Source organism: Lentimicrobium sp. L6, from assembly GCF_013166655.1.
GTDB lineage: Bacteria > Bacteroidota > Bacteroidia > Bacteroidales > UBA12170 > UBA12170.
Genome location: NZ_JABKCA010000052.1, coordinates 25893 through 43124, shown reverse-complemented (window position 1 = coordinate 43124; position 17232 = coordinate 25893). Strand labels below are relative to the sequence as shown.

Here is a 17232-nt window from a genome sequence, read left to right as displayed (position 1 = left end):
CACACTGGCACAATAACGTCGGTATGACTGGCACAATAACGCCGGTATATCCACTTTGGCTTTTAGGTCTTTTAGCTTCCTCAGCCACTTGTCAAACTCTGCTGTTTTTTCAATAAAGAACATAAGTATTGTATCTACTTGGATACAAAGATAGGTATTTATTTTGAATTCAATATTGAATTTATAGTTTTTCGGAAGAGGGATGTATTGGTAGCCTTTTTTTTACCCGGATGCAACGCCAATATTTTGACCGAGAATAAGGTGTTTTATGATAGCCTAATGTTGGTTCTTATCAAGAATATCGCAAGAAACGAAGGGTATTGCCAAAGAAACCATTCAATAAAATAAGTATACTCCTTTCTAAGTACATACTAAATCGGGATATAGTTCAAAATAGACTTCACGCTGAAGCTTGCGGAATACTTAGAGTGCTGTTTATTACAAGCAGTCGTTTTTGTTAATTGTATATAGCCTTTATTCCCGATGGTGGGATATCTGTCATTTTCGTGTTTGTTTGTAAGTTTAATTAATGCTTTAAACCTTTTTCCAATCTGTCGAGCCTTTTAATCAATCCATTGTCAGGGTTATTATTTTTTAAAATATGTTTAGCCCTACATTTTTTTGCTAACAGTTGTAATTTTCGTACATCTTCTAATTCGGTTGTATTGTAATCAATATTGAAATTTAGAACTGATAAAGCATCTGAAAGAAAAAATGAATTTTTATCTAATCTGACTATATAATTATCAATTACTTCACGCCACTTCTTTGGTCTTTCAGCAATAAGCAATATCATGAGTTCATGCTTAATTAAGCTATTTGATTCATTTATGGCTTTGTCTATTAAAAGTGGTCCAATCTTAATAGAATATAGGTCATCTTTAAAAAATTTCACAACATTTGTTGGCACAGATGATAATACAGCCATTTTTTTTTGAATTGGGTCTTCAATATTAAAATCGTCTTCATCTAGATGAAATCTCGTACCCTCAAATGCTACATCCCCCTTTTCAGCAAGTAATGGAGATAATACAATTAATAATTTGTTTATTTCATTCCAACCTTGAATAATTTTATTTAGTAACTCTTTTTTGAGATTTGCATCTGTAACGAAGTCACTATTTCTCAACGCCCTAGAAGTAGCAGAAATTTGACGCATTAAAACTAAGAAAGAATAGTCTCTCATTACAGAGTTTATAACTTGATTGTAAGGTCTAATTTGATTATAGTTCTTGTCTTGGTATCTGTCTTTAACTTCATCAGGAAAGCCTGAAGAAATTACATTGTCTCCAATTTTTGCTTCTTCTTTCTCCAAAGTTGGAATGTCAGGATTCCATTGAATCGCTTTATATGGGTTCAAATCATTCGGAATTTTTACTTTACTTCTAACTATATTTAAAGTTTCTTTTAAGTCCTTACTTAGTATAATAAGAGCATCTTCTTTATTTCTATCTATACCTGTATAAAACTCAATTATCTCAGGATAATCGATGTATTTTTTTTCGTGATAAATTGTTTCACGAAATTCTTTGTTCATATTCATTCTTTGAGCAATAAAATAAAATACCCAATAAGAATTTTTAAAATAGTTAGAAGATGCACTTGTACTTCCAATGATTGAATTAGATTTCAGAGCATTTAGAAGATAATCTAAATCGAGTGTAATATAATTGTCATTACAGAACTTAGTTAACTCTTCATTAAAGTATTTGTCACTAAATTCAAAATCTTCTCTTAAAACTAACAACTCACATAAAAATCCTAGAACAAAGCTACAGTCTTTTACATCTGGCTTTTCGTCATGATAAGTTGGTAAATCGAAATCTTGAAAAATTCCATTTAAAATTGTTTCTAATAATTTTGTTCTGTTAATTGGGCTGTAATCATCAACCATTTTTGAACTTGCTCTCAAAATTGAAATACAGTTTTTAACTGTACGATGCATATTCAAAGTTTCTAAATCTTTTGTAACCTTAGTTAGTGTAGTTTCACTGTCTTCAATAAATGACTTCGATTTTGCGTATGTAGTTACAACTTTTCTGACCTCCGTTTGTGGTAAAGGGAGCAGATATAACGAAATGAATTCTCTTCTTATTTCAACTTTGTCATCTTCATCAGTTTTAATAAAGAAATTATTACCGAGAGTATTTAGAAGGATTAATGGGATGTTTTTGTACTCATCACATATGTTTTTAATCATCTGCATAATACCTTGTTCTTCAAAACAAACAGAATCTAGGATCAAACAATCAATATTTTGGATGGTTTTAAAATAATAATTTTGAGCTTCATTAAGAAAATCCTTTGCTATCTTATGCTTCTTAGATTTCTTAGAATCAATATAAACAAATGTTTTACCCGCTTTCCAAGCATTCAATTTTAAATAATGGGCTAATGAAGTTAGCCCAAATTCTGAAGGTGCTTTAATTATGATGTTATTTGGTTTTTCAATAATAGATTTTAAATATACCCTATGTTCTCCATTTTTTGTAGGATTAGCTGGGATTTCGCGTTTCGAACTTATAATGGGGTCTATCCAAATGGGGCTTTTTTCATTATATGTTTTAAGCGATTCATTTAAGTCTTCTTTAAGTCGCTTTAACACTATATCTATTTCTTTAATTTTTTCTTTTGGACTACTTAAAGGTGAAAATTCAGAAATAAATAAGTTAAGTTTTTCTTCTAATGCTTTTTCAAATATATCAACTGATTCAAAATCAATATAAATACCATCGTTGCTAATTCCTGATTTAAATTGTTTTACTTTTTTATGTTGTTCTAAAATCTCATCAATTTTGGGATTGTTTAAATCAACATTCTCTTTGCCAAAAAAGAACAAAATTCTCGGCAATGAATCTTTAGAATTTTTTTTACGCTTTATTGCATCATTAAATTCGTGCTCAGTACCGCTGCCTGCCTTTTTAGTTGGATGACCAAAACGATTTTTCATTATTCCAAGGAAAATATCGTAATTTGATTTTCTAATATATTCATCAATAATTTCTTGCCCATTTTGCCCCATATCTGGTAAGACATCATATTCCCACATAAAGGGTTGAAAATTGATTCCTAGATGTTTTGCTAAACCAGTATTTATTTTATCCATTACTGTTTGGCAAATCTCTCTTTCAATTTCACAGTCGCTTGGCGATGAAATAAAGCATTTGAATATTTTTAGTGTTTCCATGTCCTCTCAGTTATTATATAAATTAACTTTGTTTAGTTTGTGTCTTCTATCTCCTATGTAATCAGCTGTATTAGTAGTGTTATTCATTAATCACCAAAAATGTTTTTGCAAAAAAAAAAATCACTACCCCAACCCAAGCCCAATCAAATACTCCTCAGTCTGCATAGTTTGCTGTTTCCAAAATAAACCTCTATCTGCCTTACAAACTCCGGTGGTTTTATAAGTAATGTTTTTGGTTCCTTTGGGAACTGCTATGGTTTGAATAAGGCATTGATCGCCTAAAAGCGGCTTGTCATCTGGGTTTAAAACCCAAGTGCAGAAATTAGAAGCTATCCCTGCAGATTGAATGATGGGGAATTTCAGGCTATAGCTAAACTTGCCCACGAAATTGGCATGGGAGGAAAGCTGGATTTTCATATCTGCACCAAAAGTGATGATTTGCGGCAAGAGAGATTGTGATAATTCAGCAGGAAGAGTAGATGAGAAATTCCCTCCTCCAGAAATGGCACCCTTAATTCCTAAATCCACCTTAATGACTTCCTTAAATGAGGTATTGGGTAAAAGGTCGATGGTTTGTGGTCCCTTCTCTACAAATTCTGCATGGTATTGTAACTCATCTACTTTAGCAGAACCCGAAAGGCGGATGGCACTAATGGTATGCATGATGAGGTAGATGTCTTTGTTTTCAAATAGAACTTGTAGATCGGCAGGAATAGCTTTGTTAGCGTAAAAATAGAGTTTTTTGAGGTCTTTTATTATAGGTTCATTCCCTATTCTTACCTTAATGCCAAGAACTTCTCCTGGAGTTTCTGTTGGCGTAATCTGTGCAAAACCCATGCTCTGATTTAAGGGTGTGTCAATATCAAAGTTTAAAGGTTTGTCTTCTTCAAACTCAAATGTTTCTTCAAAATACTTCATCATGAATCGATTGAGGTTAATAATTCCCCCAAATTTAGAAAATATATCATTACATAAGGTACGTATAAGTAGAATATTCTCATAAAGTTAGTAGATTCTCTTAGTAAAGATTAAATTGAGAGACGTATTTTGAGGAGCTTAATAATGAAAATCAGAGTAGAAAGTCGGCAGGGGATATAAGTTTTTAATAGCATGCTCTGGCCGACTTAAAAACTTTGGTGGAATATATACCCACGGCTTTTAAGCCATGGGTATTTGTTTGGATTTTAGGTGTTTAAAATCATTAAATATGGGCTTCCAACTTCAAGTCCTAATAGTTTATTTCTTTCAGCTTAATTTTCTATTACCACAAACGCTATTTTTTGCTAAACATATTCATCGGAAGAAGGAATTGAGCTTGTACTCTCCACTGCCATTCTGGACCAAAATCGGGGCGTACTACATTATAATATAGTTGTGATTGAAGGTTTAAGGGGAGTTTCCCTCCAAGCATGACCATTTTTCCGCCACCGCCACCTACTGGCACAATCCATCGGTTGTCAGAGTCAGCAGTCCAGTCGGCTGTGATGATGGGTGCGCTGTTCACATACCAACCTTTTCCTAATTGTCGAACAGCAAATATATTGATCATCATATGATTTACATCATCTCTATCTGAGTTACCTGCGAATGACCAGGCGTTGTTTATTAAGGCACCGATGGTCCAATCTCCTGGGGTAACCAAAGCCACAAAAGAAGGACCTGCACTCCATTTTTGACTGCCTCGAATACTGCCACCGGTTGGTAATTCAATAACGGGTCCAAAACCCACCATTACTCCTTTGCTTTTCGGAACATAAAATGCTGTAAATACAATATCAGCCAGACCCGAAGAAAGTTTTCCACTTTCGTTGCTAAAATCTGGTATTCGAACAATAGGGAATATTGTCCTAGTGATTAGTTTACCACCGAAAAGAGGAACTACCGGTTGAATGTTTAATATGTTTGTATTACGATTGTGTTCGCCATAATTCATGTTCAGGTTATTCTGAAATGGAAAACTCATTAAATTAGCTAATGGGTTTGCTGCAGCAGCTGATAGATCTTCCATGCTTTCGTTACCTAACTCTTGTAGCGTACTATCATGCTCTATATGCTCGAGAGATTCCTGAGCGTTTACGGAGAAAATTCCAAGTATGATTGATAGCGATAATAATAGTAATTTTTTCATATGGTTTTGGATTAATAATTTGTAATTTATTTGTCTCATTCTTTTTTAAAAATTCCACTTTAGTGTTTTTGTTTCTGCAAATTTTTTGGTTGAAAGCTAGGATTCCGAAGCTAGAAGTAAATCTACTTCGGGCTTCTGTCATTTGCCTTCCATTGTATTTGGTAATTATTAGAAGGAATTCCATTCCTAAAACAAGCTTATGAACCTCCAGTCGGTAGTGGATTATTTAGTTTACGTATTTCTGCTTTGGCAGCCTCTAAATCAATTATAAAATCACTATTGTAGTGCAATACCGCCACTGTTGCAGTACCCATCATTCTTCCGTAAACCACATCGCTATGCCAATGCACATAACACACATTTCGACTAATGCCAAATTGTTTTCCTCTCTCTAGGATTATATCGGCCTGTTCAAGAAGTACCTCTGAAAGTATGAACGGCCTAGTTATTATTCTTGCTAATTAATTTATTGGTGTTAATGCAACTTAATTATTGGAAGATTCACCCCCTTGGGGTTCAACTTTTCAGGTCCTTGATATTCACATATAAAGTGTAATATTTTATTTTTCTACTGGTTTTACATCTGGAAAAACCCATTCTCCTTCAATAATTTCCTTACGAGGTTGATACAAGCGTACCGTATAATTCCAACCCTCAGTAATGTGCAAATAATTTGAACTTTTGGGATCACCGCCAAAATGGACGGTAAAAGAACCATCCTCATTAGGAGTACCCGTAATATTATTGATGCTATAGGAATCGTATTCATTTTCCTGAAAATAACCATCCCTGTTGTATACACTTATAGACCAAAATGCGTCTACGGGAACATCCTTTACGGTAATTTCATAGGCTTCAACGGGAAGATTCGGTTCGATGGTTAGATAGAATGCCTCATACTCGGGTAAACCACCCCAGCCAAATGCTGTACCAAGCAAATGGCGCACTTTATCAAGATCTTCTTCTTTTCCGAACATCCTACTGGTTTCTGGCATACCTCTGCTCAGTTCAATCAAGGGCTTATAGGTAGCTTCATAACTTACCTTATCGTAATTCGGGTGCGTATAAGGTCTGGCAGATTTTGCTTCTATGCTTACTCCATCCTGAATAGCCCATACCTTTTATACATCCTCTGGGTCTAAATTATCAACTAAGATGCGTAAGTTAACACTCACAAAAGAAGTGCCGAACTCTTTCATGGTCAGTTTATAGGTGCCTGGTTTATGATATACCTTATTATTATAATGGTCTTCATTGATGATCATAGCAGACACATATCTACCCTCTGTTTCTGGAATCGTAAGAGTAGCTCCCTTACTAATATCTACAATGGCAGCACTGTAGTAGGTATCTCTATTCATTCGAATAACATTTTGTTGATCTAAGGGGGTGGGCTGACGTAGGTGAATGAATTTATTGACTTCGCCACCCTCAACCAATGTGAGCACGCGATCGAATTGAAAAGCTGTTTCGGCACGCGCAAAATTGTCTACGTTTACAATAACAGCTTCATCTGTCTGCGCTGATAGGTTAAGAATAAAGAACAGGCTAACTAGCAAAGCTGCCATGCGATTGTTTTTATTTTTATTGATCATCATCATTTTTCTCCTTTATTATTTGACTTTATTTTTAATTTATAAGCTATTCAACTATTTACGTGTACTATTATTAAGATATTGATAATCAATGAGATTGAAGGATTACCAAGATAAATTTGCTGAGTATTATGTTTTTTTGCTTCCTTGTCTTACTGCTTTTGCCCAGTATACTTTAGGCTTGGGGAAAACAAAGAAACTAATGCACAGAATATTATAAATAGATTAAATATCAGTTGTAACTGAACACTTCTATTTAACTAATTTTAGCAATGGAGGATTTATCCACTCTCCGTTTACAGCTTCTTCTTTGGGTCCATACAGCCTCATGGTACAGTAGAAAGGTCCATTAGGAGCAGGTAGCCAATTCGCTTTCAGTGCATCCTCTGGAGCATCTTTTTGCATGTAAAATGTCAACGAACCATCCTCATTATAAACAAAGTCTTCCAACATGTTTGAGTTCAACAAATACCTATCTAATTCATTATGAATAAATAATTGGGTGATACCATCGTATATACTAAATGACCAAAAAGCGTTTACTGGTGGTAATTCATCTTTTTTGAAAGTAAGGGTATAATTAAATTTAGCCGCGTCATAGGGAACACCTGCCGCTTCCATTAAATAGGTAGGGTAAATTGCTTCTTGAGCAGAATTCCCATAAAGACCATGTTGGGCAGCGATAGCACGCAGTACATAAAAGTTATCTAAGTTGTAATTTCCCTTGGCACTTTTTGTGAGGAAATCGCGTGTTCCAAAAATTTTAGTGCTTGCCATAGGATCTGTTGTTGTTACTTCAGTAGCAAAATCAGTCATTTTTTTAAGGCCTGTTTGCATCCCTTCTTTAATGGCTTTTTGAGTTTCTTCATCAAAACTATTGATATCAAAACCTTTTTCGGTACCAAGTCCAAGTTTTGCAAATTTATTTCTCAACTCAACTTCAGATGCAACTGGTTTTGTTAGATTTAGCATAAAATTCATATAGTTGAGAGATGCAACAGTAAATTCATCGCCATCATTCCATGCTAAGCTATTGTCTATTTTTGCTGCTTTCACAGGCTCTTCACCCAAAAAGCTACTTAATTCTTGAATTTGGTATTTTTCTTGAATGGCTTTTACATTTGGAAGATCGTTAGCATCTATTAATTGTGTACGTACCACTACAAAAAACAAATCTGTTTCACTATAAAGTATATCTGTAATTCCATTGGGCTTCTCGCCTTTCCAGCCCTCTTTGGCAACTATGTATTTTCCTGCTTTATTACCCGTTGACAAGGTGCCTAAATAGGCAAAATTATGGGTGTATAAATCAATTAATTGAAAACTATAATAGCGGTCATCTTCCATTTCAGGAACCGATAATACGATGGGCTCACTTCTTATATCAAGCCAAAACATACAATATGGAGTATCAGAGTTTGGAGTGACAATAGCCTTGTCTTCGGGAGTAAAAACGCGTGCCTCACAACTTTTTTCGTTGAATGCAGCTTTATACTCAGGTGACTTTTCATTCAATGTGTAATTGTACATTGTTTTGTAGTTAACTACCATTGGAAAACCATAAACATAGGCTTCCTTGGCGATTTCTTTTGCTTCACCTGGTGTCATCTTCTTTTCACATGAGCTAAATAGTATGCTAAAAATGAATAGGAAGATGGTAAAATTGAGAATAGTCTTTTTAAATTTCATGATGCTTTTTTTGGTTTGCGGCAAATTTACACTATTGAGTAATCAGAAGTTAGACAGGCTTGTATAGGGGGCGGATGGGGGACGTGGAGATTTGGGGTTTTTCAAGGTTCTAGGCTCAAGGTTCAAAGTTGTGTGATACTGAGAGAATCGTTTTTTATATCGAGATGAAGAAAGAACGAGCTGGGGAGCTGGCGAACATACTAATACACGCAATCCTGTCTTATTATAAAATATAATCAGCGGAAATCCGTCAAATCAGTGTTATCCGAGTTCCATCCTCTTTTGCGAGCTTAGCGATTTTTCTTTGCGTTTTCTTTGCGTGGAAAAACGTTTTGTAGGAAACTTGGGGAATTGTAAAATATTGAGAAGAGAGGAGGAGACTGGGAGTTTTTTAAATTCAAAGTTTAAGGTTTAAAGTTCAAAGTTGTGTGATACTGAGAGATTTGTTTTTAAATTGACATGAAGGAAGAACGAGCTGGGGATGGGGCGAACTGGCGAACTGGCGAAAGTGAGACTTGGTGGGACTTGGAAGGGATGGTAAAAGATGGTAAAGGATGGTAAGGAATAGTAAAGGATGGTAAGGAATGGTAAAAGATTGAGGAGGAGAGCTGGAGAGCTGGCGAACATACTAATACACGCAATCCTGTCTTATTATAAAATGTAATCAGCGGAAATCCGTCAAATCAGTGTTATCCGAGTTCCATCCTCTTTTGCGAGCTTAGCGATTTTTCTTTGCGTTTTCTTTGCGTGGAAATATGTTTTGTAGGAAACTTGGGGAATTGTAAAATATTGAGAAGAGAGGAGAAGACTGGGAGTTTTTTAAATTCAAAGTTTAAGGTTTAAAGTTCCAAGCTGTGTGATACTGAGAGAATTGTTTTTTATATCGAGATGAAGAAAGTGAGACTTGGGGCCTGTGTGACAGGGTGGAGGAGGGTATGAGAGAATGGGGGAATGGGTTAATGGGAGAGTGACAGAGTGGGGACTATTTAATGAGTGAATTCTTTAAGTGCTTGCTTGTGAAGAGGAATATAATTCAGAAGAAACAAATTTGAAAACAGAATTTAAAACTTCTTCAGCAATTTCTTGCATTTTTTTTGCTGATAAATCATTGATGTCTAATCTGGAATACCAAGAGTCGCCTACAGTAGCCCAGAGGTTAAATGTCTCTGCATTATTCTTTAGTCCATATTGTTGAGTAAATAGCTGAAGTGCAAATGTATTAGAGGAGTCCCTATATGCTTTATTGAAAGAAGTATTATAAAGCGAATTGCTTCTATTGATGAATAATTGCCTACAGAATTTAAGGGGAATGGGGTGTTTTTCTAATAATAGATATAAATCGGGGAGGAGTTTTTTGCATTCTCTTTTACCAATAAGGTCGAATTCTTGGGTGATTTGTATGTGTAGATTTAGGAGTTCTTCCATAAAGATGTCAATATCTCCAAAGTAATGGTAAAAGCAAGCGCGTGAGGATTCTATCTCTTTGCTTATTTTGTTGATGCTTAGGTTTTCTGGTCCAAAAAGCGCAAAATGCTCATATCCTTTCTCAATCCATAACTTCTTGGTATTATCTGAACCTGGCATATATGCTTTCTTTTTGATTAAGCTTAAGACTGTTTGATTATTAGTTCCTATCAAATGGAAGTCTTCCAATAAAAGTCCAAATTTAACGAATAGTTTTTGATAACATATCGTTAAATTGTTTTTTATTTATTTGGCTGTGTATAATGATGGGGAGTACTAACACAAAAATGATGAAGACCTCTAAATATCTTCGCCATTCTTATGATAAATATTTGGTAGAATTAAGCTGCTAAAGCTCTTTTCGATTTGCGGTATAAAAAGGGACCGAAAATGTTTCTTTTGGCAAAACGTACTTGTTTATCTGAATTCACCAATTTGATATAGACGCTTCTTGGTACTCCAAAACATTCGAAAGTAGTGCCGTCTACAAACGAAATCTCAAGCAATAAGCCTTTATGATGAATATCTGTAATGCCACCTTTTGAGATGGTTTCTTCGTACTCTGCTTTATTAAGCTCGTGGGTTTCTGGTGCAATACTCACTAAAAAGTGGTAAGCATCAATAATCTGACGGCTTTTTTCCTCGGCCTCTGCTGCCTTCTCATCATCAGATCGGAATTTGTCAGGATGCCATTCTTTAACCAGGTTTCTATAAGTTGTTTTCAAGGTCTTTAAGTCTAATTTGCCTTCAACTTTAAATAATTTCTTATACTCATTCACTCTCTTCATATCTCACTTCACTAAAATGCCCAGCAATGCTTTTGGGCTTTGGATTAATATCATTTCAAAAAGGGTGCAAAAGTATATAATTTATGAATTACTTTTAAAATTCTTTTTTGTGGTTTTTTAGGCAGTCGAAATCTTTTGTTTTGTCCGCAGATTTGCGCTGATTAACATGGATTGCTCAGGTAGGTTAAATGGGAGTGTAGGCATGTTGCTTGATTGAAATCAATACTATCCATTATGCCTTCGGTTTTTCTAAAAAAAAGCCGTCGTTCCGATGCCTAACGAGGAATCTTTAATAATGATTAGAATGCTATTGATTTGAAATATAAAGAATATTTTGTCCAGAAATGCTTTTAGAATAAGGAGACTCCAAAGTATTCGGACAGTAATTTATCGAGTTCCTCAATTTCGGATATTAATTGGGGGTGTTTTTGTCTGAAGGAGGATTCTGACTTGTTTTTCCTCATCAATTTCTTTAATTCAAGTATCTTGAAGTGAAAAGAAGGGTATTGTAATTCAAAATCTAGACCAGTTAACTGCTTTTCTATGCTGAGCCTTTTTTGTTTCACCACATTGATGACTTCTATGGCTGAATCAAAATCTATTTCCTTTTGTTGGAGTGATTTCAGAAGCTTGCAATTGAAATTATCACAATGTTTTGGTCTTTGGGAATAGATGGTGCAGCCATCAGCACTGAGCTTCTTGCAGGGTTCGAGAAAAAAACCTTCACCATTGGTTTCTGTGATATCCATTAATCCTCTCATTACAGAAAGCTCTTCTGCCTCGAGCTGAACAAAGCCAATCATGGTTCCGTTGCAACAGATTCCACAAGGCAAGCATATATTTAAAGACTCATTCATGTATGTTAAATTTAAAATTGACAAACAAGAATGATTTCCTCATTTATATTCGGCGAATGTAGGGATAAACAAGATAGTGTGCTGTGTTTAATTTCTAGACTGATTTTATTGGCCACGAATGCACGAATGATTCTTTAAATGTAAAATGGTTCTATTTCACGAATGTTAAAGTGGAGTTTATTGAGTGTGTAGTTTGTCGATGAATTGTTTGGATTGAATAATTGCCCTATTCTTTTAAATCGTATTTTCATTTAAAGAATATCCTTTAGAGGAGGGCTTTGAAACGGCAATTCTGGAGAGTTAAGTTAGGTCAAATATTCCAAAATACTAGTAGCACAACTCTTCGAGTTTTTGCTTATCAATGCTGTGAAATCAATTACAAAGCCAGCCAAAGTCCAATGGCAAAAAGCTAAAAGCAAACAGTCACCTCTTAACTTCCCATCAGACTCTTCAATCCCTTCAGCTTATTCAAAAACTTCTTTGAGGAGCTCATACCCGGAGTAGCAGTCTTTCCTGTATAATCTTCTCCACGCTCTAGAAAGTACTTGGTGAAGCTACCCGAGGTCATTCCCCATTTCATAAGGAAAGTATGGGCGCCTTTGTTTTTCTTAACTCTGCCTGTGGATTTGCTGCCAAAATGATAAACACGGCTTTTGGCCACTCCTTTAAACTCTCTTACACCTGCATCCCAGAATTTCTTGCTTAAATCGGGATCAGAATACATGCCCGGATGAAACTCGGGGCTCATGCCGCCAACCAAATCCCACATGTCGCGATGCATGAGGTTTGGAGGCCATGTGCTGCCTTTCCAGTCGGTTTTCTCTAGGGCTTCGAAATTGGCAAGGAGCTCTTCCTCTCGAAAATCTTCCAAACGCTCCCCAAAGGGTGCTACAATCACCGATTTGTTTCTAGTCTCGAAAGGTTCTATCATAGTGGAGGATAGCATAAATTCAGCATGTCCTATATTTTTAACCTCCTCCATTAAATATTGATCCCAATGGGGAAGGAGGTACATATCGTCGTTGGCATAAAGAATATATTCCGATTTAAGGAGTTGACGAGTACTATTGAGGCCATAACAAATTCCAATATTCTCCTGAGCATAAACATAGTCCAAATCAGATTGTTCTTTCACCCATTCCAAACTTCCGTCATTGGCTTCGTTGAGGATGATAATAATCTGATGTTTCAAATCGCTATTTCTACGTATGCTTTTTACACAAAGCTTTAGGTAAGGCAAGTTATTCCACGATGGAATAATAAGTGAAAAAGCGGGTTTAAAACTGATGTCACGACTAAATCTGCTGATTTTTTGGAGCATATCTTTTATTCAATTATAGGTTTGCAAATATAAAAAAAACGTCAAAGACTGAGCTTTCGCTGTTTTTGACGTTTTTTAGCATGACCAAAGATTGATTATCTCTTCTTCTTGGTCTTGTCTTGTTCTTTGATCAACTTCTGGCATTCTTCCAAAGTAATGGCTTTTGCTTTTTCCAAATAGGCTTCAGCAAGTTTATCTTTGTCTTTAATACCTGTTGGTTTAGCAATTTTATAGTTGCCTTTTTTGAATTTAATATAAGGGCCCCAACGTCCTTTTAGAATGGTTAATTCTGGCTCTTCATCAAATCCTTTAATGAATTTCTCTATATCTTTTTGTTTCTTTTCTTCAAGTAGTTCTACCGCTCTGTCAAAATCAACATCAGCAGGATCTTCACCTTTAGGGATAGAGGCAAATACTTTATTATGACTCACATAAGGACCAAAACGTCCGATGGCTACATTCACTACTTTACCATCAATTTCTCCCACTTTTATAGGGAATTTGAACAGTTCTAAAGCCTCCTCTAAATTGATTTCTGTAATGCTTTGTCCTTTTTTCAAACTTGCAAAGCGTGGTTTTTCTTCATCCTCAGCTTCGCCAATCTGAACCATAGGGCCAAATCTACCAATGCGAGCATAAACATTCTTTTCAGACTTAGGATCAATCCCTAAAAGTCTCTCTCCTTTTTCGCGCTCCGCATTTTCAATGGTGTGGTCTACCTGAGTTTTGAATGGCTGGTAGAAATCGCTAATCATTTTATTCCACTGGGTCTTACCTTCGGCAATAGAATCAAATTCTTTCTCTACCTTGGCAGTAAACTGATAATCAAGAATGTCCTTGAAATGTTCAGAGAGGAATTTATTAACTAAAGTACCAATGTCTGTTGGTAATAGTTTGTTTTTGACAGCGTTATATACTTCAGCGTGAATAGCTTCAGTGATTTCATTGCCACTTAGGCGAAGCTCATTAATATTTCGACTTAATCCATCTCTGTCTTCTTTAATAACGTATCCTCTTTTTTGAACCGTGCTAATGGTTGGGGCGTAAGTTGATGGACGACCAATACCCTGTTCCTCTAGTTTCTTTACTAAGCTGGCTTCAGAATATCGTGGAGCATGTTTGGTGTATTTTTCAGTGGCCATCATGCAATCCAAATCCAAAGGCTGTCCATCTTTCAATGGAGGAAGCATTCCTTTTGTTTCGCTGCTGTCGTTATCGTCATCTTTCGATTCCATATATACTTTCAAGAAACCTTCGAAAGTGATCACTTCACCTTGAGCTCTCATTTTCTCGGGTGACTTAGAAATCTCTATATTAATAGTAGTCTTTTCAAGTTTTGCCTCTGCCATTTGAGAAGCAATAGTACGCTTCCAAATGAGTTCGTATAGCTTTTGCTGACTACTATCTCCTTTTATGGTTTTGTTCTCTAAATAGGTAGGTCTTATGGCTTCGTGAGCCTCTTGAGCACCTTTGGTTTTAGTGGCGAAAACTCTAGTTTTGCTATATTCAACACCGTAGTTTTCGGTGATCACCTCTTTTGCTTTGGCAATCGCTAGTTTGCTCAGGTTCACAGAGTCAGTTCTCATATAAGTGATATACCCTGCTTCATATAACTGCTGAGCAACTACCATAGTCTTGCTCACACCATATCCCATTTTTCTACTGGCTTCTTGCTGTAGTGTGGAAGTAGTAAAAGGAGGGGCTGGTGATCTTTTTCCAGGCTTTTTCTCAACTGCATCAACCTTATAAGTAGAGGCCATGCAAGTTTCTAAAAATGCCCTAGCTTCTTCTTTGGTTGCAAATCTTTTTGGAAGTTCAGCTTCTAATACGGTTCCAACACCATCAATTAAGAATTTGGCGATTACCCTGTAGGCAGATACAGGTATGAATGCTTTAATTTCTTCTTCTTTTTCTACGATGAGACGAACAGCAACAGACTGTACACGACCAGCAGAAAGAGAGGGTTTTACTTTTCTCCATAATACAGGAGATATTTCGTATCCAACCAAGCGGTCTAAAACACGGCGTGCTTGCTGGGCATTTACTAAGTGTACATCGATATCTCTCGGATTTTCGATGGCATTTAATATTGCAGGTTTTGTAATCTCATGAAAAACGATGCGGCGTGTTTTTTCTGTTTTGAGATTAAGAGCATTGAATAGATGCCAAGCAATGGCTTCTCCTTCGCGATCCTCATCCGATGCAAGCCATACCATATCGGCTGCCTTTGCATCTTTCTTTAATTCGGCGACTAATTTCTTCTTATCTGCAGATACTTCGTAATTGGGTATAAACCCATTCTTAATATCTACGCCAAAATCCTTCTTTGCCAGATCCATCACATGACCAAAACTTGATTTTACCATGAAATCTTTGCCTAAAAATTTCTCTATAGTTTTGGCTTTGGCGGGTGACTCAACAATTACTAAATTCTTTGCCATATATTGTACTGCTCCTTTTTAGATGTTCTGTTTTACGAAAAATACCAGCGAATGAATGCTATTTACGGTTTTATTTCTTCGAAATTTCGCGCAAAGTAACACATAAATATTTTATTTATCCAAATCTATTCTTCTTTTGAAAGAAAAAATATGTACTTTTGCGCCCCATTGGGATGGTATAACTATCTAATATTCATATATTTAGAAATATTTAACAAAAAAATGTTTGTTTATCCCAATCGTTAATTCTTTCAGGTTCTATAAAATACGGATGATTAAAGTAGACAATGCACTGGTTTGTAATCCATTTTAGAATTGAAATAAAATTGTTTAAATAACTAAAAAACAAAGCTTTATGGACTTAAAACCCATTAATAAAAAACTATATATAGAAACCTATGGTTGCCAGATGAATGTATCGGACAGCGAAATTGTGGGTTCCATTATGAAAGGAATTGGCTACGAACAAAACGATAGTCCAGAAGATGCCGATGTGATTTTTATCAATACCTGTTCTATTCGTGATAATGCCGAGCAAAGAGTAAGAAAGCGTTTACATGAAATTAAAAAGATGAAAAAGCGTAATCCCAATCTCACTGTTGGTATTTTGGGTTGTATGGCCGAGCGTTTAAAGGAAAAACTCATAGAAGAACAAGAATTTGTTGATTTGATTGTGGGGCCTGATGCTTATCGTGAATTACCAGGTTTGATTAAAACCGTGGATTCTGGTCGAAAAGCCATTAATGTTTTATTGAGCGAAGAAGAAACCTATTCCGAAATAGAACCTGTTCGTTATGGTGATAATGGGATCTCTGCCTTTATTAGCATCATGCGTGGTTGTCAAAACTGGTGTACCTATTGCGTGGTTCCTTTTACCAGAGGGAAGGAACGTAGCCGTGACCCTCACACCATTATTAAAGAAGCAAAAGAATTATTTGCAAAAGGATATAAGGAGGTGACTTTATTAGGCCAAAATGTGAATTCTTATAAATGGGATTCTGAAGAAGATAAGGTGGGTTTTCACGATTTATTGAGAATGGTATCAGAAGTGTCTCCACTATTACGTGTGCGATTTGCCACTTCTCACCCAAAAGATATTTCAGATGATTTAATTAAAACTATTGCAGCACACCATAATATCTGTAATTATATCCACCTTCCAGTTCAGTCGGGGAGTTCTGCAGTACTGAAAAAAATGCATAGAAAATATACCCGAGAATGGTATATGGAGCGCATTGAAACCATTAAAAAACATATTCCAGATGTGGGATTGTCAACTGATATTATTGCAGGATTCTGTAGCGAGACAGAGGAGGATCATCAAGAAACCTTGAGTTTGATGGAATGGGTCGCTTACGATTATGCCTTTATGTTTAAATATTCTGAGCGTCCAGATACCATTGCAGCAAAGAAATTTGATGATGATGTTCCGGAGGAGGTTAAAAGCAGAAGATTACAAGAAATTATAGAGCAGCAGCAGAAATCAGCATTGATGCTTAATAAGCAAGATATTGGGAAAACCTTCGAAGTTTTAGTAGAAAAAGTTTCTAAGAAGTCAGACGAGCAGTTAGCCGGTAGAAATAGCCAGAACAAGATGATAGTATTTCCAAGAAAGGATTATAAACCAGGTGATTATGCCATGGTGAAAGTATTAGATTGTACTGCTGCTACCCTTATTGGTGAAGTGGTTGATTAGTTAATGAAGCTTCTTAAATACCAATAGATAAATAGGATTAAAATATATAATTTCGCACCATAATTG

Annotated in this window: 13 protein-coding genes; 1 reads left to right on the top strand and 12 read right to left on the bottom strand. The window is 35.8% G+C overall.

Annotated elements, in window-relative coordinates; all coding sequences use genetic code 11:
- Positions 1–526: 526 nt before the first annotated feature.
- From HNS38_RS13530 to topA, 12 genes are all read right to left on the bottom strand, one after another.
- Positions 527–3187, bottom strand: coding sequence for a DUF4062 domain-containing protein (locus tag HNS38_RS13530; protein ID WP_172346604.1), 2661 nt, complete (start codon positions 3185–3187; stop codon positions 527–529).
- Positions 3188–3310: 123 nt separating this feature from the next.
- Positions 3311–4108 (bottom strand): hypothetical protein, encoded by a 798-nt coding sequence (locus tag HNS38_RS13525; RefSeq protein WP_216663726.1) that lies wholly within the window; start codon positions 4106–4108, stop codon positions 3311–3313.
- Positions 4109–4460: 352 nt separating this feature from the next.
- Positions 4461–5315: a neuromedin U gene (locus tag HNS38_RS13520; RefSeq protein WP_172346602.1), complete on the bottom strand. Its 855-nt coding sequence runs from the start codon at positions 5313–5315 to the stop codon at positions 4461–4463.
- A 197-nt stretch (positions 5316–5512) separates the two neighbouring features.
- Positions 5513–5665, bottom strand: a complete 153-nt coding sequence (locus HNS38_RS13515) for a hypothetical protein (RefSeq protein ID WP_172276602.1) — start codon at positions 5663–5665, stop codon at positions 5513–5515.
- 210 nt (positions 5666–5875) lie between these two features.
- Entirely contained in the window at positions 5876–6310 is a 435-nt protein-coding gene (locus HNS38_RS20240; protein ID WP_216663725.1) for a DUF1214 domain-containing protein, read from the bottom strand.
- A gap of 126 nt (positions 6311–6436) precedes the next feature.
- On the bottom strand, positions 6437–6874 hold the full coding sequence (locus tag HNS38_RS20235; RefSeq protein WP_216663724.1) for a DUF1254 domain-containing protein: 438 nt from the start codon (positions 6872–6874) through the stop codon (positions 6437–6439).
- Positions 6875–7162: 288 nt separating this feature from the next.
- Positions 7163–8599 carry a DUF1254 domain-containing protein gene (locus HNS38_RS13505; RefSeq protein WP_172346601.1) on the bottom strand — a complete coding sequence of 479 codons (1437 nt, stop codon included), beginning with the start codon at positions 8597–8599 and terminating at the stop codon, positions 7163–7165.
- Between the two features lie 1002 nt (positions 8600–9601).
- Positions 9602–10183 carry a TetR/AcrR family transcriptional regulator gene (locus HNS38_RS13500; RefSeq protein ID WP_172276591.1) on the bottom strand — a complete coding sequence of 194 codons (582 nt, stop codon included), beginning with the start codon at positions 10181–10183 and terminating at the stop codon, positions 9602–9604.
- A gap of 221 nt (positions 10184–10404) precedes the next feature.
- A complete protein-coding gene (locus HNS38_RS13495) occupies positions 10405–10851 on the bottom strand; it encodes a DnaJ domain-containing protein (protein WP_172276585.1) in 447 nt (148 codons plus the stop codon).
- Between the two features lie 350 nt (positions 10852–11201).
- A complete protein-coding gene (locus tag HNS38_RS13490) occupies positions 11202–11708 on the bottom strand; it encodes a YkgJ family cysteine cluster protein (RefSeq protein ID WP_172276580.1) in 507 nt (168 codons plus the stop codon).
- A gap of 430 nt (positions 11709–12138) precedes the next feature.
- Positions 12139–13029, bottom strand: coding sequence for a glycosyltransferase family 2 protein (locus HNS38_RS13485; protein ID WP_172346600.1), 891 nt, complete (start codon positions 13027–13029; stop codon positions 12139–12141).
- A 95-nt stretch (positions 13030–13124) separates the two neighbouring features.
- Positions 13125–15470 carry a type I DNA topoisomerase gene (topA, locus tag HNS38_RS13480; protein WP_172276570.1) on the bottom strand — a complete coding sequence of 782 codons (2346 nt, stop codon included), beginning with the start codon at positions 15468–15470 and terminating at the stop codon, positions 13125–13127.
- Positions 15471–15825: 355 nt separating this feature from the next.
- On the opposite strand from topA, the gene miaB reads away from it, so the two are divergent.
- Positions 15826–17166 carry a tRNA (N6-isopentenyl adenosine(37)-C2)-methylthiotransferase MiaB gene (gene miaB / locus HNS38_RS13475; RefSeq protein ID WP_172276564.1) on the top strand — a complete coding sequence of 447 codons (1341 nt, stop codon included), beginning with the start codon at positions 15826–15828 and terminating at the stop codon, positions 17164–17166.
- Positions 17167–17232: the final 66 nt, after the last annotated feature.

Excerpts from the sequence above, each read along its gene's own strand:
- HNS38_RS13530 (WP_172346604.1), bottom strand. The coding sequence starts at position 3,187 with ATGGAAACACTAAAAATATTCAAATGCTTTATTTCATCGCCAAGCGAC.
- HNS38_RS13525 (WP_216663726.1), bottom strand. The coding sequence starts at position 4,108 with ATGATGAAGTATTTTGAAGAAACATTTGAGTTTGAAGAAGACAAACCT.
- HNS38_RS13520 (WP_172346602.1), bottom strand. The coding sequence starts at position 5,315 with ATGAAAAAATTACTATTATTATCGCTATCAATCATACTTGGAATTTTC.
- HNS38_RS20240 (WP_216663725.1), bottom strand. The coding sequence starts at position 6,310 with ATGCCAGAAACCAGTAGGATGTTCGGAAAAGAAGAAGATCTTGATAAA.
- HNS38_RS13505 (WP_172346601.1), bottom strand. The coding sequence starts at position 8,599 with ATGAAATTTAAAAAGACTATTCTCAATTTTACCATCTTCCTATTCATT.
- HNS38_RS13500 (WP_172276591.1), bottom strand. The coding sequence starts at position 10,183 with ATGCCAGGTTCAGATAATACCAAGAAGTTATGGATTGAGAAAGGATAT.
- HNS38_RS13495 (WP_172276585.1), bottom strand. The coding sequence starts at position 10,851 with ATGAAGAGAGTGAATGAGTATAAGAAATTATTTAAAGTTGAAGGCAAA.
- HNS38_RS13490 (WP_172276580.1), bottom strand. The coding sequence starts at position 11,708 with ATGAATGAGTCTTTAAATATATGCTTGCCTTGTGGAATCTGTTGCAAC.
- HNS38_RS13485 (WP_172346600.1), bottom strand. The coding sequence starts at position 13,029 with ATGCTCCAAAAAATCAGCAGATTTAGTCGTGACATCAGTTTTAAACCC.
- topA (WP_172276570.1), bottom strand. The coding sequence starts at position 15,470 with ATGGCAAAGAATTTAGTAATTGTTGAGTCACCCGCCAAAGCCAAAACT.
- miaB (WP_172276564.1), top strand. The coding sequence starts at position 15,826 with ATGGACTTAAAACCCATTAATAAAAAACTATATATAGAAACCTATGGT.